The following is a 25,062-nucleotide window of genomic DNA, read 5'->3' on the forward strand; positions in this document are numbered from 1 at the left end:
TTTAAAATCGAAAAGACCTGATAAGTTAGCGACGAAAATCTAAATTTATCCAATTATTTGTAGAAAATGCACGTTAATTATTCATTTCACGAGGATCGAAAAAAATAAATTTAAACCTTAATAAACTGTTCGCTTTACAAACTAGAACATATGTTCGTATAATGTTCTTGAGGTGAAGAAAATGGAGAAGCCTAATTTCAGATATGAACTTGAACCGCACGGAGATTATGCCTTTATTGATATGAAGTCTTTTACGCGAGCTGCGAACTAGTTTCTCGAAAATTGCATCCATTACGTGATCTATTGATCGTGATGAGTACGGCTGATAATACGAGTGGATTAATTCTGGCTAGTTCACCAGCAGCGAAAAAAATATTAGGAATTCGTAATGTCGCAAGAAAATGGGAACTCCCTACTCCAGAAGAAAATCCTGCGGTAAAAAACTTAATAGTTGTGCCTCCTCGAATGCGATATTACATTTCAGAAAATTTGAAGATTCAAAATGTGGTACGTAATTATGCACCCGATAAGGACATAATGTGGTATAGCATTGACGAGTGCGTAGTGGATTTGACCCAAAGCTTGAATTACTTTGTTCCAGACTCAAGTTTGAATCGTGCACAAAAATTAGATATCGTATCGCAACGAATTCAACAAGATATTTTACGAGCAACTGGAATTTTCAGTACCGTGGGCATGTCGAATAGTAACCCTTTATTGGCGAAGCTAGCTTTGGATAATGAAGCAAAGAAAAATCATAATATGCGTGCTCTTTGGAATTATCGTGATGTACAAACAAAGGTTTGGTCAATACCTGAAATGGATGATTTTTGGGGGATCGGTGGACGCATGAAGCGAAATCTTGAGTTTATGCAAATTAAATCTATTAAGGATTTGGCTAATGCTTCTCCTGAACGATTACATAGAAAGTTCGGAATAATGGGTCTCCAGTTGTATCATCATGCAAATGGTATTGATCGTTCTAAGCTGCAAAAACCATATGTTGCAAAATCAAAAAATATTGGAAATAGCCAAGTTCTACCGCGAGACTATCGTGGCGATGAAATACCACTTGTAGTACGTGAGATGGCCGAACAAGTTGCTATCAGATTAAGACGTGAGGGTGCAAAAACCACAACTGTTCACCTTTTTATTGGTTATAGCAAAGATGAAGGAAAAAGAGGGTTTGGTCGCCAAACAAAAATATCTGCTACTAATGATACACAGCAATTAGCTGAATCATTGTTGTTTTTATTCAATAAATTTTATGATGGTCGGAGTTTCATTCGTAACATCGGTGTCACCTATTCAAATTTGGTTTATGACGGTGGCGATCAACTTGATCTTTTTGAAGATCCGTTCGAGCAAGAGAAGAGAATTAAGATTGATCAAGTGACAGATAAAATTCGAGAAAAGTATGGTTTTGTCAGTATTGTACGAGCCAGCTCAACATTGGAAAACGGACGCAGTATTAAGAGAGCAGGGCTTGTCGGTGGTCACAATGGCGGCGCCGGTGGACTAGATGGACTTTAAAATTGAGGGGGATGATTTATAATGGGCGAAACATTCATGGCGTATCATCCTGATCCATATGTTCGTGATTATGATGATCGTGGTATGGCAAAGTGGATGGGCTTTTATTTAAGTGAGCACACATCTGAAATGAAAAAGGATAACACAATTAGAAATAAAATTTGGTTTCGAAAGGAACAGATGAATGATCTTGAGATTGGTGAGACATTGGACACTGCATTTAAAAATCGTTGCACAGTAATTATTCAAACGGCTGAATTAGATAGTGAAGGATTGGCATTTGAAGATATTATTGGAGTCGTTGAAGGATTTAATGATAATACCCTTTATATTTCAGACGTTGATCTTGGTGTGCAACTGGTATCCATTGATGCAATAAATAATATTCGGATTGCTACACAGGAGAAATGGAGTTGGATCTCCTGATGCTTAACACAGATGGCTTAGAGTTTGATTACCACACGGAAAATTCTGAGAAATTTACTAAGGATTTTATGAATTATGTCATCACGGACGTTCCGCTTTTTGCTTTACAGGATGAGCTCTTGTACTTGATGCATAAACGACAAATGACTAGCTTCCGAATCATTGGTTATAAATGCGTTGACGGTCAAGATCATACTTTTTATTTTGATGTCCGAACGATTAGTGAAAATTCTCGCATCAAAGTATACAGTTACAAAGGAATTGATTTGGAACGCCGTGGTTTATTAGGAAAGGGATGATTGAAATGTGTGGACGATATTTGTTTGATCCTATGACAGGCGAACTCGACGAATACTGGAAAATTATCAGGAATGTAGCAGAGAAACAGAAGCAGTATGGAGATAAAGAAATTGCAACTGGTGATGTATTTCCTTCAAATAATGTGGTGACTCTGGGTGCTAATCAAAAACGCAGAATCGTCCCAGGTATTACAAAATGGGGATTTGAAGGTTTTAAAAAGGGGCAGCTCTTGATTAATGCACGCGCTGAAACGGTTGAAGAAAAGAAAACTTTCCGTAATTCTTTTCAAAATCATCGGTGTATTTTTCCAATGACCGGTTTTTATGAGTGGAATACTAATAAGGAAAAATTTCTTTTCATTGGAGAAAGTGAAACATTATATGTTGCCGGTTTTTATCGTTTACATGAAGGGATTGCTGAATCGATTATTATGACAACAGAACCAGATGATGTCGTTTCTAAGATCCACGATAGAATGCCGTTGATCATCGATAAGAAAGATATGGAGAAATGGATTCTAGATTTAGATTTTGCGAAAGAATATCTTGAGAATAATAAATCAATCGTAGAAAGTAAAAAGGTTTCGTGATGGAATAATTTGTATATTTTACACCTGGATAAGAAAACGCAATTTCATGGATAGTAACTATTAATAGTTTCAATTCTTATGAGTTCAGCTTATGGGTTAAAAAGAAAGTTAATGAAATACACTCGAGAATGCGTATCTTATATTGAGGTGAAGGAAATGTACATTTTGGTAGCAGATGTCGTGACTCTATCACTGACTCTACATTTGATTCATTTTCCAGTTATTTGCTAGCTGTTGATTTATTTTTAAATGTAATAATAGATTGGTAAGATGACTGTTTTGAAATATATATTCTTCTTTTTCGATAAAGAAGTTGAAGAACTTTATTTATCTAAATATGACAAGTCAGTTGTGAACGGTGATATTCATCATACGTATGTCGTTTACTTAAAACATTACCACTTATTAATACTAATAAGCTAAATAAGTGTGTCTATTTGTTCAGGAGTCGAATTATTCGATTCCTGATTTTTTAATTAGTCAACTGGACCTTTGATTTTTTTTACTTTTATCCAAAAAATAGAAGACATTCTCGACTTTTAGGAGATTCAAATATCTGCGAAAAGTCTAAAGTAGTTTTTTGTTTAGTAAAAAATGAACCTCATTCTTGTAATAACAAGAAGTGTATTAAGATTGTTATTTGTTTGATAAATAGCTTTGAACAGCACTTCAGTTTATTGAAATAGGATTGATTAAAAAGTTTTAGTGAGAAAAAACTATCAACCATGAGCAGGTTTTACTAAAAAACGTATATTTAATTCATTATATTAAATGACTTCTTTCATTAGTTAGAAAAAAGAGGAAGAATCTAATACTTTTCTAGGATGTTTCTATTTATATCCAAAGTAAAATATTTGCTGCTGATATAGTGCAATTCAGAATTGAAATTGAGCTGAAAAGGCTATATTGTGGATCGTTTGTTTGGATTGAAAACAGATTGATAACAAAAACGAACAAGTAAATGAGCTTGCTCTTATTTGCTTTGACCATAATTCTAAGGAGAGATTGTTTCATTATTTAATAGTACAAAACCATTGATAAGAATTATCAAGAGTTTATGCCTTTTTCAATTTATCAAAAGTCATAAAATCGTAATAATTTACGTAGAATTTTAGAATAGTTTCTAAAACAAAACTATAAAAACGCTTGGTAAGCTTCTCTTAGGTTAGAAATGACCAAGAGAGGAAGATAAAAAAATGAAAAAAATTGCATTGATTTTTGGTGGGACTTCCACTGAACATGAAGTTTCATTAGTATCGGCTGCCAGCGTACTTGAGACAATGGAAACAATGGACTTCGAAATTTTTAAAATAGGGATTAGTAAAACAGGTAAATGGTATTTAACAAATAGTAATTCAGAAGACATCCAAGATGATAGATGGATGGAACAATCTTTGATTCAAGAAGTAGTGCCTTGCTTTAATGGAAAAGGCTTCTGGTTAAAAGAAGATCAAAAGTTTTTAAAGCCGGACATATCGTTTCCGATTCTTCATGGAGGAAACGGAGAAGATGGCGTTATGCAAGGAGTATTTGAAATGATGGAAATACCTTATACCGGCTGTGGTCTCAGTGCATCATCTATTTGTATGAATAAATGGTTATTACATCAATTCGCAAAAAACATTGGGATCAACAGTACCCCAACGATATTACTTAACTCATCAAAAGAAGAAGGTAAAGCTGAAGACTTTGTTCGACTTCATGGATTTCCGATATTCGTAAAGCCTAACGAAGGTGGCTCGTCCAAAGGCATTAGCCGAGTCACTGAAAAAGAGGACTTAAGGACAGCTATAGAAGAAGCTTTTTCTTTTGGTAATAAAGTGATTTTGCAAAAAGCGGTCGTAGGAACAGAAATTGGCTGTGGTATTTTGGGAAATGTAGACTTGATTGTCGGGGAATGTGATGAAATTTCTTTAGAAGAAGGATTTTTCGATTATGTTGAAAAATATCAATTACTGACTGCGAAAATCAACGTGCCAGCTTCAATCCCAGAAACCATCAGTGAAGATATTAAATTGCAGGCTCAGATTCTTTATCGTTTTCTTGGCTGTAAAGGCTTAGCAAGAATTGATTTCTTCTTAACTGAGAATGGAGAAATTCTATTAAATGAAGTAAACACACTTCCGGGATTCACAGCGCATTCGCGCTTTCCAGGAATGCTTGGTGCTGTAGGTTTAACTTATGGCGATATTATACAAAAATTATTTGAACTTGCGGAGGAAAATTATGAAGAAAGACGCCTTATTACAACTAGTGAATCAAAATAATCCTGTGAAAAAAGAAAATGAACCGACAGACTTAGTACTTTGCCCGAATTCAAAAGAGGATATTTACATCCATCCAGAACTTGCGAAACAATTAGAAACATTGATCCGCGATTTACGCTTGGAAAATAAAATTGTCATCGTAGATGGGTATCGAACTCAAAATGATCAGGAAGAATTGTGGGAGTATTCAGTAGAAAAACACGGATTAGATTACACTAAAGAATATGTAGCTGTTCCAGGATGTAGTGAGCATCAGACTGGATTAGCAGTAGATATCGGCTTAAAAGGAAAAATCCATGATTTGATTGCGCCTGGTTTCCGTAAGGGAAAAGTTGTTGAGTGTTTCCTAAAGCATATGAAGGATTATGGATTTATCTTGCGCTACCCAGAAGGAAAAAAGGAAGTGACTGGAATTGGCTATGAACCTTGGCATTTTAGATACGTCGGGGCTCCTCATAGCCGAATCATTCATGATCAAGGCTGGACGTTAGAAGAATACATTCGATTTATTGAACAAACAGGAAGGGCTATCTAATGAAAAAAACAAATAATGGCGTCACTAATTTTAGGATGATAGCGGCATTCATGGTAGTGGCGATCCATAGTTTTCCGTTTAAGTCAATTGCACCACAATTAGATACACTGATAACCCTAACTTTGTTTCGTGTCGCAGTTCCATTCTTTTTCATGGTCACTGGTTTCTATGTTTTAGGCCCCTTTGAAAAAAAACAGGAGTATTCAGAGAGACAGCGAATCCTTCAATTTCTAAAAAAAATAAGTAAGCTGTATTTGTTAGTGAATCTACTGTATCTCCCTCTGGCTATATATAGCGGATTTGCGACCTTTTCTATGCCGCTATCAAAATGGTTACAATTGTTTCTATTCGAAGGATTCTTGTACCATCTATGGTATTTTCCAGCTCTTATTTTAGGTGTAATACTTACTACATACTTGATTGTACGCTTCAGTCAAAAGAAGGTTCTATTAGTGACAGGACTGTTGTATCTGATTGGCCTTGGTGGAGATAGTTGGTCAGGCATTTTTAAGAGTATCCCTTTAATAAGTGAATTCTATTCCTTAATACTAAATATATTAGGAGGTACCCGCAATGGGGTTTTCTTTGCGCCACTTTTCTTAGCTCTTGGGGCTTTCTTGTACCAGAAGCAAGTGACAAAAAGATGTAAAAAAACTGTCAATCCATTTTTATTATTCGTAAGTGTAGCTGCACTGCTTTTAGAAGGCTATCTGTTACATCGTTTTTCTACACCGCATCATGACAGTATGTATCTATTTCTGCCCTTAGTGATGTTGAGCCTATTTCAGATGGTATTACAATGGAATCCGCATAAATATGTAGAAAATGGTGCGCCTTTATCCTTGGGTATTTATGTTATGCATCCTTACATAATAGCAGTTCTGCATGTAGGTGCTTCGATCCTTCCTTTCATAAATAATAGTGTAGTATTCTTCATTTCAGTCTCTGTCAGCACTACTGTACTGGTACTAATTCTTTTAGAACTAAAGAATAAAGTGAAAAAAAAATGTTCAGTGAAAAAACAAGTGTCATATCGGGCTAGTAAATCTCTTTCTAGCGAGTCCTTAGTTCATAATCTAAAAGAAATTAGAGGCGTCATTCCTGCAGATTCTAAAGTTATGGCTGTTGTGAAAGCAAATGCTTATGGAACAGATGAGGCGGGGTTCGCAAAGATTCTGGAGAAAAATGGTGTAGACTTTTTCTGTGTCGCTACCATAGATGAAGGAATCCAATTGCGTAAAGCTGGGATCAAAGGAAAAATTTTGATCCTAGGATACACATCACCGAAAAGAATTCTCGAAATCAGTGAATATTCTCTGATTCAGTCAATCATTAGTGAAGAACACGCGATAGCTCTAAATCGTGAAAAGGTCACAATCAATTGTCATATCAAGGTAGACACAGGGATGCATCGATTAGGTGTTGAACCAAAAATGAATCGGATTAAACAAATCTATCAATTACCATATTTAACAGTTCAGGGACTATTTTCTCATCTAGGATCGTCAGATGAGTTGACCTCAGAAGCAGTCGAACGGACTGAGAAGCAGCTTTTCGTTTATGATTGGCTTGTAGAAGAATTAAAGGAACAAGGTGTCCAAATTGGCTTAACTCACATACAAAGCAGTTATGGTATTCTGAATTATCCAACGCTTCATTATGATTATGTGCGTGCAGGAGTAATCCTTTATGGTTTTTTGAGTAATCCCAATGATGAAACGAAGGTAAAACTGGATTTGAAACCGACAATTGCTATCAAGGCACAATTGGTTTCTAAAAAGATTGTACTAGACAATGAATATATCGGATATGGACTTAATACGAAGTTTTCAACACCACGAAAGGTCGGTGTCGTCAGTGTAGGTTACTGTGATGGAATCCCAAGAGAATTGTCGGATGTATCATTCAATCTGTTTTTAGGCAATCAAAAAGTACCTCAGATTGGTCGGATTTGTATGGATATGTTGTTGGTAGATTTAACAGAACTCGGTGCTGTACCGATTGAAACGGAATTGACAGTCCTAGCTGATTTTGAAACTGCGGCTACACAAACACAGACCATTACTAATGAAGTATTAAGCCGCTTAGGGAACCGTTTGTCGGTACAATCTGCTGGTGAGTAAAGAAATTGGGGATCATTAGGGGATATGATACACTTATGTAGAAGAAAAAAGCGATACAATATTTGGGGTGTAAACATTGAAAGACACAATTGTTGTGGTTGATGACGAGAGAGAAATTGCGAATCTGATTTCAACTTTTTTAGAAAATGAAGGATTTGATGTACACACGTTTTATGATGGATCTCAAGCTTTAGCTTTTATAATGAAAACGCCGGTTTCTTTAGCGGTACTGGATGTGATGCTGCCGGATATTGACGGATTTCAACTGCTTCAGAAAATCCGTCAAGACTATTTTTTTCCAGTGTTGATGCTCACAGCAAAGAGCGAAGATATGGATAAAATTATGGGACTTACTCTGGGTGCGGATGATTATATCACCAAACCTTTTAATCCCTTAGAGGTTGTGGCGCGAGTGAAAACACAAATACGTCGCCAACAACGCTATAGTCAAAATAATTCAAGCAGCGACGTGGAAGAAGAATATACAAAAGATGGATTGACTCTTCAAAAGGGGAGTCATAAAGTCTACCTTTTGGATCACGAGATTTTTTTGACGCCAATTGAATTTAGAATTCTACTTTACTTGTTTGAGCGTCAAGGAAACGTGGTTTCATCTGAAAAATTATTCGAAGCGGTTTGGCAGGAAGAATATTTAGATAATAACAATACAGTCGTCGCGCATATCGCTCGTTTAAGAGAAAAATTAGGTGAAAAGCCAAGAAAGTACAAATATATCAAAACAGTATGGGGAGTAGGATATATCATTGAAAAACAATTATAAAAACCCATTGGTGCGTAAAATCTTATTTCAGTACTGTGCGACAGTTTTTGGCTCGTTGGTCGTATTGATTTTGATCCCACTGATCATTAAACAAGTTTCTTTGTTACGTGTTTGGGAAGAATCAGAACTGCTGTATCAAGTATTGTCTTTTTTTAATAAAAATCTTTACATTATCCTTTTAATCGGAGTTGTTTTTATTTGGATTCTCACGACTTTTTTATTCATCATTAGAGTTATTAGCTATCTAAACGAGACTACTCAAGCAACTAGCCAGCTTTTAGAAGAACCCAATCGTCGTATTCAACTTTCGCAAGATTTATTTTCAGTACAGGAGGAAATGAATCAGCTAAGAGAAAAAAATAATCTCGCACTTCAGGCGGCAAAGGAAGCGGAGCAACGAAAAAATGATTTAGTCGTCTATTTAGCCCATGACTTGCGCACCCCTTTAACGAGTGTCATCGGTTACTTGACGCTTCTACAGGAGGAAAAACAATTGTCGACTGAACTGCGAGCCAGATACACGGGAATCGCATTGGAAAAAGCCGAACGGTTAGAGCTGTTGATAGAAGAATTTTTCGAAATCACACGATTTAATTTGACGACACTAACGCTTAGAACTGAAGAAGTAGATTTAAGTTTCATGTTGGAGCAAATTACTTACGAGTTTTTACCGATTCTTGATGAGAAGCAGTTGAAGTGGCAGCTAGAGATTGAGAAAAGTGTAATTGGTAGAGTAGACGCGGAAAAAATGGAACGCGTTTTTGACAATTTAATTCGAAATGCGATCAATTATAGCTTTGAAGGTTCGACTATTCAACTTATCTTAAGAAAAGGAACTTCGATTGAGTTGAAGGTTTCAAATGAAGGTTATACTATCCCGAAAGAAAAAATCAATCAAATTTTTGAACCCTTTTATCGAATGGATAATGCAAGATCGAGCAGTACTGGTGGCACGGGATTAGGACTACCAATCGCAAAAGAAATTGTTCAGGCAATGAATGGCACGATTCGAGCTGACAGTGAAGAAAACAGGATAACATTCATTGTAGAATTGCCAATTAATTGATAATATTTTTAAAAAGTTATTTAGGATTAATCATTAAAAGATGGTTAATCCTTTTTTATACATATTTTTATTTCTGGCAAATTGCTTCACTTCTATTCGTTTCACAGAATATCACTTTTTTAAATGGTACTTGTCATAGTATTTATAATAATTGCCTTACTAAATTTGGGGGAGAGTATCATAAAAAGAAAACTGAGTATAATTTGCATAATTGATTTGAAATTTATTCTAAACTCTAGCCTGACCGTCTACACCGATGATTGGGCTATTTTGCATTTTTAAGAAGGCATATAGATTAAAAATTCGATACCGCTAATCACAGTAATATTTGAAAAAAGTATTTAACTGGTTTCATTTGGAGAATGCATTCGTGTTTGTATCTAATGTAAGAACTAATCGTCCATTGAAAACTAAATAAACTTGTCAGGGACAAAACTTCCAAAATAAGCCAAGGTAGAATCAGCGCCAAGATGATGTAATAATCGAGCGATAGACTGATTGCTGCCAAGCATAAGCTAATATGCAGCGATGAATTTTGAAAGAATAATGATACTTCCGTGAGGCTCGGCATAAAAAGCGGAGAGGTGAGATTCCTATGTTCTTCTTAGTAGCAAAGAAGAAACCTGACAATAGAAAATAAATATAGGAGGAAGAAATGAGTATATTAGTAGGATTGTTACTATTTTTTGTTGGTGGTTTTATCGGGGTAGCAACTATGTGTCTGGTGCAAGTTGCTGGTGAAGCAGACAGAAGAACAATTAATTATGAGGACAGAACTGAAAAATCAGAGCCTCGTGAATCGTTATAAACGAAAACCATCATTCTAACTATATAGGATATTTAGAATTAGCAGGAGGATGATGTTTTTCTTTCTTCCTATTATAAAGGGAACTGAATTTAAGAGAATCATTATTTGTAATATAGTCTCCAAACTAGAAGAGAAGATAATGATCAAGTAAATATTTAATTTGAAGGTGGAAAATAAGATGAGCAAGGAGAATGAGGCTGAGTGGGTAAATAAAGATGGTTTGATACAAAGATTCGAAGGCCTGAACCGAAACACTTTAAATGCTTTGCTTATGGAAATGCGAAATAATACAGAATTCCACGAATATGTCATTAATCCTACACAACGATTAGTTTGGATTAATGTTGAAGGATTTCTAAAGTTTCTTAAATGGAAAGCACACGAGAGAGGGTATTGAATTAGTAGGCGGATAAAAAAACAACTATATGTTAAAATCATTTAGAACATAAAAAGAATTTTCGCATGAAAAATCTTTATCTATCTGTTCTTATGTTCAATTTTCAGAAGCCTTGCCTTTTTTGTGTTCGCAAACAATGTAGAGCAAAAGGAGTCAAAAGCTATGAGAATGAAAGAAAATTATTTATTGGGTTTTTTTACCACCAAAGATAAGAATGGGAACAAAAGAACTTATCATTCTTATCGTGATCCGATCACTGATGAAGTAAAGAAAATTGGAGTTGGTTGGAAAAGGAAAAAGATAAAGAGTGAGCGTCAAGCGTTAATCTATCTAAGGAAAGAAATCGAAGATATAATTACAAACCGCGCTTATAATGATGAGGTTGTAATTGAAACTTTTGGAGAATTGATTGATATATGGTATGCGACATGGAGTCCTAGTGTTAGGAAAAGTACAATAGATAATCAAATGTTTTTGCTGAAAAGTTATCTACTGCCTTTGTTCCCTAAAGAGCTGCCTCTATCAAAAATCAAGCCTATGTATGTTGAATCTTGCTGGGCAAAGATATTAACCTTGACTGCGAAAAGAACAGGAAAGCCATTAGAAAAAGCAACTTTAGAAAAGATTCGTTCTTTATTAAGGCAAATTACCTATTATGGATATAAAAGAAATTTTGTCTTCTTTGATTTGCAAATGGTTGATATGAAGATCCCTACGGATCGTGGAATTCAAGCAAATGCAAGAAGAAAGAAGAAGTTCATGGATAGTTTCGAAGTAGAAATACTATTAGCAGCTATTAATGAAAAGTACGAAAAGAATAGAAGACCAGCTAAAATGGGAAGAATCTATTTGGATTTAGTTGAATTTATGGTGCGTAATGGACTGAGGATCAGCGAAGTTGGTGCTTTGACTGTAGATAAGGTAGACTTCGAGAACAAGATATTAATCATTGACGAGGGTCTTGTTGCGGCTGGTAAATCTATTGCTAACTATACATTGAATCCTACAAAAACTGTTGCTTCAACGAGAGATATAGATTTGGATGATCGTTCTATTGAAATTATCCGAAATAGAATAGAATATAATCGAAAAAGAAAAGCTGAGATGAGAAAAAGACGAGCGGGAGAACTAGCAACCACTTATTCTAGAAATGATGGTAGCGGAAAAACTTATTGTAAAACAGTTCGTGACTCACCTTCTTATAAGGAGACCGATTATATTTTCCAAACACAAAATGGTAATCCTGTTGTTTATCATTCCTTCAATGAATTTATGAACGGGCATGGAAATAATCCAAAACCTGTGAAATGTGTAAAAGATATTTTAGAAGACAAATACCCAAATTTTAAGAAGCATATTACCACACACACTTTTCGTTATACCCACATTTCTTTGTTAGCTGAGGCTGGAGTTCCAATCAAAGCTATCATGGAAAGAGTAGGTCATTCTGATGTGAAAACGACCTTACAAATCTATAACCAAGTAACTAAAGCATCAAAAGAAAAAGTTATTTCAGAGGTAGCCAGTTGGGATTTCACTTCAGATTAAAATAACGATTTGCTACTATATGCGTATATAAGGCTGTATGAAAATCGGTATGGTTTTTGGTATGGTTTTGCTTTTTGAGAGGAAAATATGAAATGACAAATGTACATAAATCCAGTAATACCAAGGCTTCAGCCTACATTCACATTCCATTCTGTGAACACATCTGTTACTACTGTGACTTCAACAAAGTTTTTCTTGAAGGCCAGCCAGTGGATGAATACATAGAAGCTTTATTGAAAGAAGCCCGTCTTTCACTGAGTGAACATCCGATCGAAAAGATGGAGACACTTTATATTGGCGGAGGAACCCCAACGTCTTTGAATGCCGCACAGTTGGACCGGCTATTCGGTGGATTAAGAGAAATCCTTCCTTATGAGAACGGAGAATTCACTGTGGAAGCCAATCCAGGGGATTTGTCCGCAGAGAAATTAGATGTGATGCGTAATTATGGCGTCAATCGGATATCTATGGGCGTCCAAACGTTTGATGATCGTTTACTTAAAAAAATTGGCCGTAAGCATAATGCGCAAGACGTGCACGATACCATTCAACTTTTAGAAAAAAAGGATTTTAGAAATGTAACGATTGATTTGATTTATGCGTTGCCAGGTCAAAGTTTAGAAAGTTTCCGCGATACCGTGGAGCGGGCTTTGGCTTTAGATCTGCCGCATTACGCACTTTATTCCCTGATTTTAGAAAATCAAACGATGTTCATGAATTGGGTGCGACGAGGAAAAATGCATTTGCCTGAACAAGAAGTAGAGGCCCAAATGTATGCTGAAACAATTGAAGCAATGGAGAAAGCTGGACGAATGCAATATGAGATCAGTAATTTTGCTAAGCCAGGATTTGAGAGCAAGCATAATTTAGTTTACTGGAATAATCAAAATTACTTTGGGATCGGGGCAGGCGCGAGCGGCTACTTAGAAAATCGACGCTATAAAAATCGCGGACCGATACAACATTACCTGAAGTCTTTGAATGACGATCGTCTTCCAATTCTTGAAGAGGAATACTTATCTGAACGAGAGCAAATTGAAGAAGAAATGTTCTTGGGCTTAAGAAAAATTTTAGGAGTTGAAAAGGCGGTTTTTGAAGCCCGTTTTAAGCAGTCAATAATGGATGTTTATGGTGACGTGCTTGAAAAATTAAAGCAGCAAAAGCTCATTATAGAGACCGATACCAGCATCCATCTGACCAAGGCAGGATTGTTTAGAGGAAACGATGTTTTTGAAGAATTTTTATTGAATAAAAACGATTAGCACTCTCTGTTGCAGAGTGCTAATTTTTTGTTTTTTTCACTTGACTTCTATAGGAGATGTGGTATATTAATAATCGAGTTAGCACTTAAAAAGAAAGAGTGCTAACTAAAGGATGAGATGAATGTTAACGGAAAGACAAAAACTGATTCTCAGCTTGATCATCCAAAACTTTACCCATACGGGACAACCAGTTGGGTCGAAAAGTTTAATGGAAGAAGGCGTAAAAGCAAGTTCCGCGACTATCCGTAACGACATGAAGACCTTAGAAGAATTAGGCTTGCTAGAAAAGACTCATTCCTCATCAGGAAGGATTCCTTCAGCTCTGGGGTATCGCTATTATGTGGATCATCTACTAACGCCGATAAAGGTGAGTAATCAAGAAGCAGATCAAATTCGCAGTTCGTTAAAGAAAGATATTCATGAGATCGATGATATTATTCAACAATCCGCAAGAATACTTTCGCAGGTTACCAGCTATACGGCATTTTCACTCGGCCCTGAAATGAAAGATCGGACGTTAACAGGATTTAGGATCGTTCCATTGAATGATCGCCAAATTTTAGCAATCATCGTTACTGACAAAGGGAACGTTGAAAGCCAAGTTTTTCGTATTCCTGAGAATGTTGACAGTCAGGACTTGGAGAAGATGGTTCGAATCATCAATGATCGTTTAGTGGGACAGCCTTTAATGAGTGTCTATCAGAAATTGCGAACAGAGATTCCAATGATTTTACATCGCTATTTTCAAACCACTGATGGCATCAGACATTTGTTCGATGTGATTTTAAATGAGGCGTTTGAAGATAAAGTCTTTGTTAGTGGGCGAATGAATATTTTAAATTTCAATCCCGATCAGGACTTCGATCATGTAAAGTCAATGTATTCACTGATGCAGAATTCGGATGAATTGACACAATTATTGCTTCCCTCAGATGACAATATCCATGTACGGATCGGTACGGAGTTAGGCAATGATTTGTTTGATCATTTAAGTATGATCCAAGCAAATTATGAAATTCGCGGGCATGGCCGAGGAACGATCGCATTGTTAGGCCCGACCTCGATGCCGTATTCAAAAATCTTCGGATTATTGGATGTATTCCGATACGAGTTGACAAATGCATTGGATGATTATTATCGTTCTTTGGATTTATATCACTAGAAACGATTCCTAAAAAGAAAGGAAGTACGCGTAGTGGCAAAAGAAAAGAAACATGAAGTTGAAGAAGAAGTTGAAGCGGAAGAAACAATGGAAACTGAAGAAATCGATATCCCAGAAGTTTCTGAAGTAGAAGACTTAACAAACAAGTTCAGTGAAATGGAAGATAAATTCTTGCGAGCTCGTGCTGAGATTGCAAATATGTCTAACCGTAACAAAAATGAGCGGGAACAGTTAATCCGTTACCGTTCGCAGGATCTTGGGAAAAAATTATTACCAGCGATCGACAATTTGGAGAGAGCCTTAGCAACGGAAGTGACAGATGATCAAAGTGCCAGCCTGAAAAAAGGGGTAGAAATGGTACTTGAGAGTTTGACCGTTGCATTGAAAGAAGAGGGGATCACAGAGATCAAAGCTGAAGGTGAAACCTTCGACCCGAATCTTCATCAAGCGGTTCAAACAGTTCCAGCAGAAGACGACGTAGCACCCGAAACGATCGTCAATGTTTTACAAAAAGGGTATCAACTACACGACCGAGTATTGCGTCCCGCAATGGTCGTTGTCGCTCAATAAAGTATTCTACTATTTATTAGTAAATTTAAAAGATAAATGAAAAGGAGATTTTCAATTATGAGTAAAATTATCGGTATTGACTTAGGTACAACAAACTCCGCAGTAGCTGTTTTAGAAGGCGGAGAAGCTAAAATCATTACAAATCCAGAAGGAAACCGCACAACACCATCTGTTGTCTCATTCAAAAATGGTGAGATCCAAGTAGGTGAAGTCGCAAAACGTCAAGCAGTTACAAACCCAGATACAATTTCATCAATCAAACGCCATATGGGTGAAGCTGGATACAAAGTAGAAGCAGACGGAAAATCATATACTCCACAAGAAATCTCTGCAATGGTATTGCAATATATCAAAGGATTTGCAGAAGATTACCTAGGCGAAAAAGTTGAAAAAGCCGTTATCACAGTTCCTGCTTACTTCAATGACTCTCAACGTCAAGCAACAAAAGACGCTGGTAAAATTGCTGGTTTAGAAGTTGAACGTATCGTGAATGAACCAACTGCTGCAGCATTGGCTTACGGTTTGGACAAAACAGACAAGGATGAAAAAATCTTAGTATTTGACCTTGGTGGTGGTACGTTCGACGTATCAATCCTTGAATTGGGCGACGGTGTCTTTGACGTATTATCTACAGCAGGAGACAACGCTCTTGGTGGGGATGACTTCGATAACAAGATCATCGATTACTTAGTTGCTGATTTCAAACAAGCAAACGGCATTGATCTATCTAAAGACAAAATGGCTATGCAACGTTTGAAAGATGCTGCTGAAAAAGCGAAAAAAGATTTATCAGGTGTCAGCTCAACACAAATCAGCTTACCGTTTATCACAGCCGGCGATGCTGGTCCGTTGCACTTAGAAACAACACTTTCTCGTGCAAAATTTGATGAAATTACGGCTGATCTAGTTGAACGTACGAAAGCACCTGTTCGTCAAGCCTTAAAAGATGCTGGTCTTTCTCAATCAGAAGTCGACGAAGTTATCTTAGTCGGTGGTTCAACTCGTATTCCAGCAGTTGTAGAAGCTGTTCGTAAAGAAACAGGTAAAGAACCAAACAAATCAGTTAACCCAGATGAAGTAGTAGCAATGGGTGCTGCGATCCAAGGTGGGGTCATCACTGGTGATGTGAAAGATGTTGTATTACTAGACGTAACACCATTATCATTGGGTATCGAAACAATGGGCGGCGTGTTCACGAAATTGATCGACCGAAATACGACGATCCCAACAAGTAAATCACAAGTATTCTCAACAGCTGCTGACAACCAACCTGCAGTAGACATCCATGTCTTGCAAGGTGAACGTCCAATGGCTGCTGATAACAAAACATTAGGTCGTTTCCAATTGACAGATATTCCAGCTGCACCTCGTGGAATTCCTCAAATCGAAGTAACGTTTGATATTGACAAAAACGGTATCGTAAACGTTTCTGCGAAAGACCTAGGAACACAAAAAGAACAAAAAATCACGATCAAATCTTCATCAGGTTTGTCTGACGATGAAATCGATCGTATGGTGAAAGACGCAGAAGCAAATGCGGATGCTGATAAAGCTCGTAAAGAAGAAGTGGACCTACGTAATGATGTAGATGCTTTACTATTCTCTGTTGATAAAACATTGAAAGAATTAGAAGGCAAAGTAGATGCAGACGAAGTGAAAAAAGCAGAAGACGCGCGCGATGAACTAAAAGCAGCGGTCGAAGCAAATGACATCGAATTGATGAAAGAAAAACGCGATGCATTGAACGAAATCGTACAAAACTTAACAGTTAAACTTTACGAACAAGCGGCACAACAACAAGCAGATGCTGATCCAAACGCAGCTCAAGGCGGCGCGGATGATGTCGTAGATGCTGATTTTGAAGAAGTTAACGATGACGACAAATAATTGATTCGTTGATAAAGGCCAAAGTCATCGCTTTGGCCTTTTTTCTTTCAAGATTGGCAAGTCCGTTAGAAAAACGTTAAGAAACGTATCGTATCGATTTTTAGTGTGATACAATACTAACGATTCTATGAAATTATGGAGGGAAGCCAATGGCTACAAAACGGGATTATTACGAAGTCCTTGGGGTACAAAAAGGTGCTTCGGATGATGAAATAAAAAAAGCATATCGTAAGCTTTCCAAGCAATACCATCCGGATATCAATAAAGAAGCCGATGCTGAGGAAAAGTTTAAAGAGATTTCTGAAGCTTATGAGATTTTAAGCGATCCGCAAAAACGTGCGGCATACGATCAATACGGCCATGCGGGAACAGATCCAAATTTTGGAGCTGGAGGAGCAGGCGGTTTTGGCGGTGCTGGTGGTTTCGGAGGAGCAGGCGGTTTTGGATTTGAGGATATTTTTGAATCTTTCTTTGGTGGTGGCGGCGGACGTCAAGCAGATCCTAAAGCACCAAGACAAGGGGCAGATTTACAATATTCAATCAACCTTGAATTCGAAGAAGCTATTTTCGGTGTGGAAAAAGACATTAAATACAACCGTGAAGAAACGTGTCATACGTGTCACGGAAATGGGGCAAAACCTGGCACGCAACCAGAAGTTTGTCATAAATGTCATGGTTCTGGTTCAATTAACGTTGAACACCAAACACCACTTGGACGTGTAATGAGCCGTCAAACATGTGATGTGTGTCATGGAACAGGGAAAGAAATCAAAGATCCTTGTCCAACGTGTCATGGTTCCGGTCATGAGAAGCGTCCTCATACAGTCAAGGTAAAAGTACCTGCCGGTGTGGAAGACGGCCAACAAATGCGATTAGCGGATCAAGGCGAAGCTGGAGTAAATGGTGGACCATACGGAGATTTGTATGTTGTCTTTAAAGTGAAACAAAGTGACATCTTCGACCGTGATGGCGGAGAAATTTACTACACCTTGCCGTTGAGTTTTGTCCAAGCGGCTCTAGGGGATGAAGTCAATGTCCCTACCGTTCATGGAGATGTTAAATTGAAAGTACCTGCGGGCACACAAACAGGTGCTAAATTTAGACTCCGCGGAAAAGGCGCTCCGAGACTTCGTGGAAATACGAATGGCGATCAACAAGTAACGGTGAAAATCATTACACCTAAAAACTTGAATGAGAAGCAGCGTGATGCGCTACGTGCATTTGCTGAAGCAGGCGGGCAAACAGTAAGCGAACAAAAAGAAGAAGGTTTCTTTGGCAAAGTGAAAGATGCCTTTGGTGGAAAAAAATAAGTTTAGAGGCTTAATCAATTCAGTATTGATTAGGCCTCTTTTTTCTTTTATCCTTAATGAAAAGAGAAAATGTGTTTAAGGGAGGTTCGCATGGATAAATTGGACAAGCTGTTTGATCGAATGACCAAAGATATGGTGTACTATTTTATTGCTGGAGGACTTGCTGAACCGGACGGTCTTATTCGCACGGTAGAATTCTTTTTAAACTTTGTTGATAAAGGAAGGCTCAGTGGGAAATTGCTAGATGAAGAACTCGTTAAAGAAGCTTTGATCCATCATTTGCCGAACCATATGCCGCTATATATCGATGAAAGTTTTTATGCTTATCAAATGCTGCTAGACCTTTATTACGCATTGTATAATGAAAGAATTATTACCAAAGAGGAATGTAAAGAAATGCAATACGTTATTTATCTCAATAAAACAGCGTTTCTATCTCGTATGAGCAACCCTAACTATTGGTCAAAAAACAAATTGGCAGTCATGGATGAATGGCGTGAAGGAAATTTTGATATTGAAGAGCCTTACAATTTAGATAATTATAATATAGATGAAACGGTAAAAAAAGAAGTTCCGAACAATATCTTAGAGTTTCCCAGACAAAGTGCTGCTGTTAAAACACAAACTAGTTATGTCGTACGTGTGGATCTCAAAGGGTATCGACCTCGAATCTGGCGACGCTTAAAAATTCCTGCGAGCATTTCTTATGAGCAGTTACATGAGATTTTGCAGATTGCATTTGGTTGGGAAGATTGTCATTTGCATAGCTTTTTTGTAGACAAGAAAATAATGATTGGTCCTAGTGATTTAGAGATGGTGCAATTTGCGGAAGAGCAGCGATTGATCGATGAAGATTTTAAAAATAAGAAAACAATCAGTTATCTTTATGATTTTGGTTGCGATTGGCAACACCAGCTGGTTATTGAAAAGATCCTTGAGGAGGCTCCCGTTGAGTATGCAATATGTATGAAGGCAAAAGGGGAGACGCCAGCTGAGGACTCACGGGGAAATGAAAGCTGGAAGGCCTTTGACATAGCCGACATCAATAAAGAATTAAAAAAGAAGAGATAAGTTCCCTTTAACGTGTTTTCACTGTGAAAGAATGATTAGGTGTTCCCCAAATGATTGAGTATTTGGGGAACACCTTTTTATCTTCTTTTTATCAGTGATAGCCATTTTTTATGGGTGTCCCGTAAAATAGGTGTTCGGATGTCATGGTTAGTTAGGCGATTGGGTATTAAATTTTTATCGGCTAATTCTGAAAAGAAAGTTGTGTAGTCTATTTGATGCCCTTCGATGCGTCTTTTTTTACATAATTCGTGTTGGCACATATGGCTCTGCGGGAATCCTTTCGCAAGCAGAAATTCCTGCGCCACTTTCAAGCTGTTCTCAGAAGAGGCATCGATCATGTTCGTATCAATCAAAATACCTTCTGGTTTTGATTGCAGAGAGTGGAACGTTCTCGCTTCAAGATTCAGCAAATGCACATAGTTATCAGTACAGAGACTGAGCTGTCCGCGTAAAGTAGTTGGAATCTGAATAAGCGGCAGACCACCAAGATAATTTTCTGCTACATAACCGCTCAACTGGCAAAGAAATTCATCCCCTAATCCGACAATTACATTTTCTTTCGTTATCTTTTGATCAGATAAAAATTGATATACTAGATTTGCGATAGCGGTAGTGTAGAGCGGTTCGTTCAATACAAGTGTTTGCACATCAAACCCCATAATGGTTAAGTATTGAAGAACTTTTGCACCTTCCGCATCAAATGATTTTTTGTCACTTAATAAGACGATTTTTCTAGTTGACCACAACGAAGCAGCGTAACTGCCGATTGCAGCTATACCTTCTGATTTAACCATGATTTTCGGTACGTTATTCATAAAATTTCCTCCTAGGTTTTTCTTCTTACTCTCGATTCGTTGCGATAAACGATTTTTTCTTCATGTTGTCCATTCGTTCAATAAGGAACATTTGGTCCTCGTGGTGCCGTTCTGTTACTTTGCCAAAGAAAAAACGCTCACTGCAGATATAAAAATCTACAGTGAGCGTTAACGGTACTAAAATAAAAGCCACTATAGATTTTCATCTATGCGGCAACAAGTCAGCGTAAAATGCCTTAGCCATCATAGATACAAACGTAGGTGTCTGTATCCACGAATAGGAATACAAACTCATCTAAAATAGCTAAAGTAAAAAGTATTCAGTTGTGCAGAGATTAATTGAGTCATTCTAAACACTCCAAACTGATTTCGTATATGTTGTTGCTTATTTTAGACACAAACTTACGAGTTGTCAAGACAAAAAAAGCAACTTCGAAATCGAAGCTGCTAATCTCTAAAAGTAAAACGTCGGAATCCGCGATATTTTTTATCCTCTTGCACAGGCGCATTATCCGTAATTAGTAAAGCAATCATTACGTAGCCGATCCAGCTATCACGTGAATACAATACATATTCTGGAATCCATTCGTTCGCATATTTATCTTTGTATTCTTTAAGTCCGCCGAATGAATAGAAGCGCGATCCGAAATTATAGACTAAATAAGCGATCCGTTCTTGCGTGAAGCTTTTACGAGAAGTACCGACATTTGCTAAAGGAGCCATACCTAAATCAAAATACTCGATTCCCATTTCATCACGCATATATTGAAATAAATTGATAAAAAGAAAATCCATCGTTCCGCCAGGTGCTTTCTCAGGGCTGTGTCTCATTAAGTCGATGGTCCCTATAGAATCTGTATAGGTCGGCATAAAATTCGCAAAGGCTACGATTTCTTTATCGCTATTTTTTATGACCGCGATTGGGGCACGTTGCAAATAGTCTTCTGAGAAGAAGCCTAAAGAGAATCCTTTTTCTTTACGACCATTGAGCCATTCATCGGAGATTGCCCGCAACGTCTTCATTGTTTCATCCGAAAACGGGGGAGTAAGGACATCAAATTGATACCCCTCTTTAAGAACCTTATTGAAACCAGAGCGCTGTCCCTTCATCTTCTTTCCGCTCAAAGTAAAATCAGGTAAATGAACATGTGCTCGCTCACCGAACTTAATAAAATCATAGCCAAACTCATGAAGGATCATGACCATCTCTTCACTATTCTCATAAAAAACAGGTAAGTAATTGAACCGGTCAACCTCGTTTATCAAGGCCTCTGTCGCAGCAACAAAATCCTCATTTTTTCCGGAAGGATCACCCATAACTAAAATTTTGTTATTAAAAGTCGATAATTGGAAGAAGACAGTATCCTCTTCGCCATCATTGTAATAAAAAACTTTTTTGTCTTTTAAAAAGACCAATTGACTATCTGGATTGCCTCCGTAGGTTTCTAAAATATGCTGGACACGTGCTTCATCTAAAGGTTCACCGATTTGCGTGCGCTTATTTTTTAGGAAACGAATCAATAAAAGTATAATGAACGCTACAATCAAAATCGCCACAAATCCTACGACCCAAATTTGTTCACTAGGGAATAGGAAAAATTCCGGTAGACGATGGCGATGATGGATTTTAGGACTGTTATAGACACCGATGATGATGTACAAGAAGGTGAGTCCACCCATAATAAGGCCATCAATGGTCATCCACTCCGCAGAATAAACAAGCTGCTCCCTGAACAATTCATTCTTAGAAAAAATAACAACTAATAAAACTAGTGCAAGGAAGAAGCCGGTAGAAAAACGAAATCCTGCAAGTAGTGAATACAAGAAGGTCAATGTCACGATAATAATGGTAGGGAAGTAGGCACGTTTTACCCGTGCAGAAATTCCTCGACCAGAAACGATCAATAAGAATCCTAATAAAATTGCTGGAAAAACAACAATTACTCGAGAGTGTATCGGATTAAGCTTTTGAAGAAAGGGCAGCCTTATAAAGGCTTCAGGAATAGTTGCTGATAAAACAAGCATGATCCCTGTGAAGTAAAGCAAGAAACTTTCAAGCTTATGAGCCAGCTCTCGTAATAGACCAACAGGAATTCCTTTGTAGCGTGTATTGATCGTAGTCCCAAGGTTTTTGAAAAATAAAATAAGTCCAATGGCAAAAGGAACCAAGTAATAAAATAGTCGGAAGAGCAACAACCATGCAACGACGGTTTCTCTTGGTGTTCCTAAAGCAGACAATCCAATGATCATCATTAAGTCAAAACTACCTAATTCTCCTGGAATCATGGAAGCAATTCCGATTACCGTCGCAGCGATAAATAACGGAACAACATCACGAATACTAACCTGAATCCCCATTAGGAACCCTGTTGAAAGGAAGCTGATTAATACACCGGTCCATTCAAGGAAGGAAGTTCCGATCAACTCAAGTCGGTGAGAACTTTTTAAATCCCCCAGATATTCTCCCTTTCCGAAAATACTTAGACAAAAAACAATCGGGAAGTATAATCCGCCGCCGATAAGCCAGATCCAATATTGACGCAAGTATTGATTATGATCATCAAACATAACCAAGAAGAAGGAGATCAGCGCATAGATCGATAACCCGGACATGGTAAAGACTAAAATTTTCGATAACGCCTGAACCACTTTTTTTCCAGAGGTCTGCTTGCCATAGAACTCTGAACGAAGACCCGCGCTAACGAATCCACCAAATCCCGCGATGTTATTTAATGTGTTGACGAGCCAACTGGTTTCAAAAATGTACAGCTTTTTCGGCTTCTGCTCCAAAATGTTATTCAAAGTAAAATCGTAACCGATCATGGGTGTCACAGAGACAAGCCCGATCACAGCCATTAATAGAATATTCCATATACTGATATTGCTGAAAATGGTTGAGAGCTGGTCAAACGAAATTGTTTTTGCGATATTTGATAATTCGAATAGGACAATAATAATAACTGAAATTAAAAAGATCATTTTAAATTTACTTAAATGTGTTTTAAACCATTCTACTAACTTTTCCACCAAATCACTCCTTCTCAATTAGAAATTGTAAGACTTCCTGATTAAATCGCCCCGGATTCCTACGCGCAAACATATGTCCTTGCCCAGATACGATCGCAAAACTTGCATTTGGAATCGAACGAGCAATATACATAGAATGCTGCGTTTTAATAGAATCGTGCTTCCCAACGATGACCAACGTAGGGGCTTGGATTTGATTTAAGTCTTCAGTGGTTAACCCAATATCACGGAAAAGCAAACGCAAGATCGGCAAAAAATTCCGCATGCCAGAATCGAAAAAGGCACCGATCCAAACAATGGCATATTGAATATAGCTCAATAGATGAGGAATCGCCCTTACGCCGCTGGGTACGGTGTTGCCTGCGTTCAAAATTAGATGATCAACTTTTTCCGGGTACAATCGTGCAAAGACCATCGCCAAATTTGCACCATCACTGAAACCTAAGAAATCCGCATGGTCCAGATCCTCCTGATCCATGATCTCAGCAAGATCGTTTGCCATCAAATGAAAACTTGTTTCTTTTTGGGTATTTGTTGAGCGCCCATGGCCGCGGCTGTCTACAACATAAACATTAAAATGTTTACTGAAACTATTTAATTGCTTAGAAAAATACCTTCCGCTGCCGCCGTTGCCATGCAGTAGAAAAAGTGCGGGACCTTCGCCATATTTTTCATAATAAATTTCAGTATTATCACTCATGTGAGCAATTTTTTTCTCATTCTTCACAACATCACCTACCAGTACCAAGTATACCGATTTTTTTAATTCTTGCACATTAATTTAATTGTCAGACATAATGAAAACTTCAGAATAATTAATTAAATATAAAACTATCCATTAATACTTTCAAAAGTTCAGCCGACTCTTGTAGTATGTAGTAGAGAAAAAAGAAGATGGTTGGGCAGATTTTATGTTGAAATTAATTGGAAAAATTTTAAAAGTAATTCTTACATTTGCGATTCTTGTTACTCTTGCAATAGCTGGACTATTTGCATTTCGAACATATACGACAACAAAGACAATCAATAGCCATCGAGAAGATGTGCAGCTTCTAGCTGATCAAGCAGGTGTAGGGAACTACACGGATGTTATTTTGGGAATCATGTACACGGAATCTAAAGGAAAAGGAACCGATTTGATGCAAAGTTCTGAAAGTGCCTATGGGAGCCGAGGAAAGATTTTGAGCCAACAAGAAAGTATCGAAAGCGGCGTGAAACACTTTGCCGAAAGCTATCAACAGGCAAAAGCGGCTGGTTGTGATCTGGATACGGCGATTCAAGCGTACAATTTCGGAACAAAATACATTCAATTCGTGAAAGAGCGTGGTGGAAAAAATAGCGTTGAACTTGCAGAAGAATACTCGCGAGATGTTCTTTCACCGGGGTATGGCAATGACCAGCAACACACGTATCGTTACATGCAAATGCAGTCGATAATGTACAATGGAGGTTATTTATATCAAAATGGCGGAAACATGTTCTACGCAGAAATTGTGCAAATGAACAAACGATTCATTACATTCTTTCAAAGGTTTGAAAATAGTTAAAACAATGAGCGGAAAGCTTGTAATAATAAAGAAATATG

At 37.5% G+C, this 25,062-nt stretch carries 22 protein-coding genes and 1 pseudogene; 19 read left to right on the forward strand and 4 right to left on the reverse strand.

The genetic code is table 11. The features are described 5' to 3' along the window. The first annotated feature begins 181 nt into the window (after positions 1-181). The 18 genes and pseudogenes from I592_RS06540 (at position 182) to I592_RS06620 (ending at position 19,635) form a co-directional block, all read left to right on the forward strand. Positions 182-1,533: pseudogene (locus tag I592_RS06540) on the forward strand (Y-family DNA polymerase). A 21-nt stretch (positions 1,534-1,554) separates the two neighbouring features. Further along, entirely contained in the window at positions 1,555-1,959 is a 405-nt protein-coding gene (locus tag I592_RS06545; RefSeq protein ID WP_010780999.1) for a hypothetical protein, read from the forward strand. After that, positions 1,959-2,258 carry a DUF5960 family protein gene (locus I592_RS06550; RefSeq protein ID WP_244265159.1) on the forward strand — a complete coding sequence of 100 codons (300 nt, stop codon included), beginning with the start codon at positions 1,959-1,961 and terminating at the stop codon, positions 2,256-2,258. The genes I592_RS06545 and I592_RS06550 overlap by 1 nt, the downstream gene beginning before the upstream one ends. Positions 2,259-2,263: 5 nt before the next feature. Beyond that, complete coding sequence (locus tag I592_RS06555; RefSeq protein ID WP_044926486.1) at positions 2,264-2,848, forward strand: SOS response-associated peptidase; 585 nt, start codon at positions 2,264-2,266, stop codon at positions 2,846-2,848. Positions 2,849-4,044: 1,196 nt separating this feature from the next. Then, positions 4,045-5,115, forward strand: coding sequence for a D-alanine--D-serine ligase (gene vanC, locus I592_RS06560; protein WP_010780996.1), 1,071 nt, complete (start codon positions 4,045-4,047; stop codon positions 5,113-5,115). After that, positions 5,075-5,650: a D,D-carboxypeptidase/D,D-dipeptidase VanXY gene (gene vanXY, locus I592_RS06565; RefSeq protein WP_010780995.1), complete on the forward strand. Its 576-nt coding sequence runs from the start codon at positions 5,075-5,077 to the stop codon at positions 5,648-5,650. Before vanC ends, vanXY begins: the two co-directional genes overlap by 41 nt. Continuing rightward, on the forward strand, positions 5,650-7,773 hold the full coding sequence (gene vanT, locus I592_RS06570; protein WP_010780994.1) for a membrane-bound serine racemase VanT: 2,124 nt from the start codon (positions 5,650-5,652) through the stop codon (positions 7,771-7,773). Before vanXY ends, vanT begins: the two co-directional genes overlap by 1 nt. A gap of 76 nt (positions 7,774-7,849) precedes the next feature. Further along, positions 7,850-8,554, forward strand: coding sequence for a VanR-ABDEGLN family response regulator transcription factor (gene vanR, locus I592_RS06575; RefSeq protein WP_010780993.1), 705 nt, complete (start codon positions 7,850-7,852; stop codon positions 8,552-8,554). Next, a complete protein-coding gene (vanS, locus tag I592_RS06580) occupies positions 8,538-9,620 on the forward strand; it encodes a vancomycin resistance histidine kinase VanS (protein ID WP_010780992.1) in 1,083 nt (360 codons plus the stop codon). Before vanR ends, vanS begins: the two co-directional genes overlap by 17 nt. A gap of 655 nt (positions 9,621-10,275) precedes the next feature. Then, complete coding sequence (locus I592_RS20935; protein ID WP_010780991.1) at positions 10,276-10,428, forward strand: DUF3789 domain-containing protein; 153 nt, start codon at positions 10,276-10,278, stop codon at positions 10,426-10,428. A 178-nt stretch (positions 10,429-10,606) separates the two neighbouring features. After that, positions 10,607-10,825 (forward strand): hypothetical protein, encoded by a 219-nt coding sequence (locus I592_RS06585; RefSeq protein ID WP_010780990.1) that lies wholly within the window; start codon positions 10,607-10,609, stop codon positions 10,823-10,825. A gap of 162 nt (positions 10,826-10,987) precedes the next feature. Next, positions 10,988-12,373 carry a tyrosine-type recombinase/integrase gene (locus I592_RS06590; RefSeq protein WP_010780989.1) on the forward strand — a complete coding sequence of 462 codons (1,386 nt, stop codon included), beginning with the start codon at positions 10,988-10,990 and terminating at the stop codon, positions 12,371-12,373. A 92-nt stretch (positions 12,374-12,465) separates the two neighbouring features. Beyond that, positions 12,466-13,635 carry a radical SAM family heme chaperone HemW gene (gene hemW / locus I592_RS06595; protein ID WP_010780988.1) on the forward strand — a complete coding sequence of 390 codons (1,170 nt, stop codon included), beginning with the start codon at positions 12,466-12,468 and terminating at the stop codon, positions 13,633-13,635. A gap of 121 nt (positions 13,636-13,756) precedes the next feature. Beyond that, positions 13,757-14,797 (forward strand): heat-inducible transcriptional repressor HrcA, encoded by a 1,041-nt coding sequence (gene hrcA, locus I592_RS06600; RefSeq protein WP_010780987.1) that lies wholly within the window; start codon positions 13,757-13,759, stop codon positions 14,795-14,797. A gap of 33 nt (positions 14,798-14,830) precedes the next feature. After that, on the forward strand, positions 14,831-15,367 hold the full coding sequence (grpE, locus tag I592_RS06605) for a nucleotide exchange factor GrpE (RefSeq protein ID WP_010780986.1): 537 nt from the start codon (positions 14,831-14,833) through the stop codon (positions 15,365-15,367). Between the two features lie 57 nt (positions 15,368-15,424). Beyond that, a complete protein-coding gene (gene dnaK / locus I592_RS06610; RefSeq protein ID WP_010780985.1) occupies positions 15,425-17,254 on the forward strand; it encodes a molecular chaperone DnaK in 1,830 nt (609 codons plus the stop codon). Positions 17,255-17,403: 149 nt separating this feature from the next. Further along, positions 17,404-18,564 (forward strand): molecular chaperone DnaJ, encoded by a 1,161-nt coding sequence (dnaJ, locus tag I592_RS06615; protein ID WP_010780984.1) that lies wholly within the window; start codon positions 17,404-17,406, stop codon positions 18,562-18,564. 90 nt (positions 18,565-18,654) lie between these two features. After that, entirely contained in the window at positions 18,655-19,635 is a 981-nt protein-coding gene (locus tag I592_RS06620; protein WP_010780983.1) for a plasmid pRiA4b ORF-3 family protein, read from the forward strand. 77 nt (positions 19,636-19,712) lie between these two features. Here the strand turns inward: I592_RS06620 and I592_RS06625 are convergent, their stop codons facing one another. The 4 genes from I592_RS06625 to I592_RS06635 all read right to left on the reverse strand — a co-directional run bounded on the left by I592_RS06625 (position 19,713) and on the right by I592_RS06635 (position 24,204). Further along, positions 19,713-20,450: a hypothetical protein gene (locus I592_RS06625; protein WP_010780982.1), complete on the reverse strand. Its 738-nt coding sequence runs from the start codon at positions 20,448-20,450 to the stop codon at positions 19,713-19,715. Between the two features lie 25 nt (positions 20,451-20,475). Then, positions 20,476-20,643 carry a hypothetical protein gene (locus tag I592_RS21385; protein ID WP_155857548.1) on the reverse strand — a complete coding sequence of 56 codons (168 nt, stop codon included), beginning with the start codon at positions 20,641-20,643 and terminating at the stop codon, positions 20,476-20,478. A gap of 254 nt (positions 20,644-20,897) precedes the next feature. Continuing rightward, the gene (gene mprF / locus I592_RS06630) at positions 20,898-23,477 is read right to left on the reverse strand and encodes a bifunctional lysylphosphatidylglycerol flippase/synthetase MprF (RefSeq protein WP_010780981.1); all 2,580 of its coding nucleotides are present in this window, start codon (positions 23,475-23,477) and stop codon (positions 20,898-20,900) included. A gap of 4 nt (positions 23,478-23,481) precedes the next feature. Further along, a complete protein-coding gene (locus I592_RS06635; protein WP_044926489.1) occupies positions 23,482-24,204 on the reverse strand; it encodes an alpha/beta fold hydrolase in 723 nt (240 codons plus the stop codon). Between the two features lie 184 nt (positions 24,205-24,388). Here I592_RS06635 and I592_RS06640 point away from each other — a divergent pair, with 184 nt between their 5' ends. Further along, complete coding sequence (locus I592_RS06640; protein ID WP_010780979.1) at positions 24,389-25,024, forward strand: lysozyme family protein; 636 nt, start codon at positions 24,389-24,391, stop codon at positions 25,022-25,024. Positions 25,025-25,062: the final 38 nt, after the last annotated feature.

Source organism: Enterococcus gilvus ATCC BAA-350 (assembly GCF_000407545.1).
In the GTDB taxonomy this organism is placed as follows: Bacteria; Bacillota; Bacilli; order Lactobacillales; family Enterococcaceae; genus Enterococcus_A; species Enterococcus_A gilvus.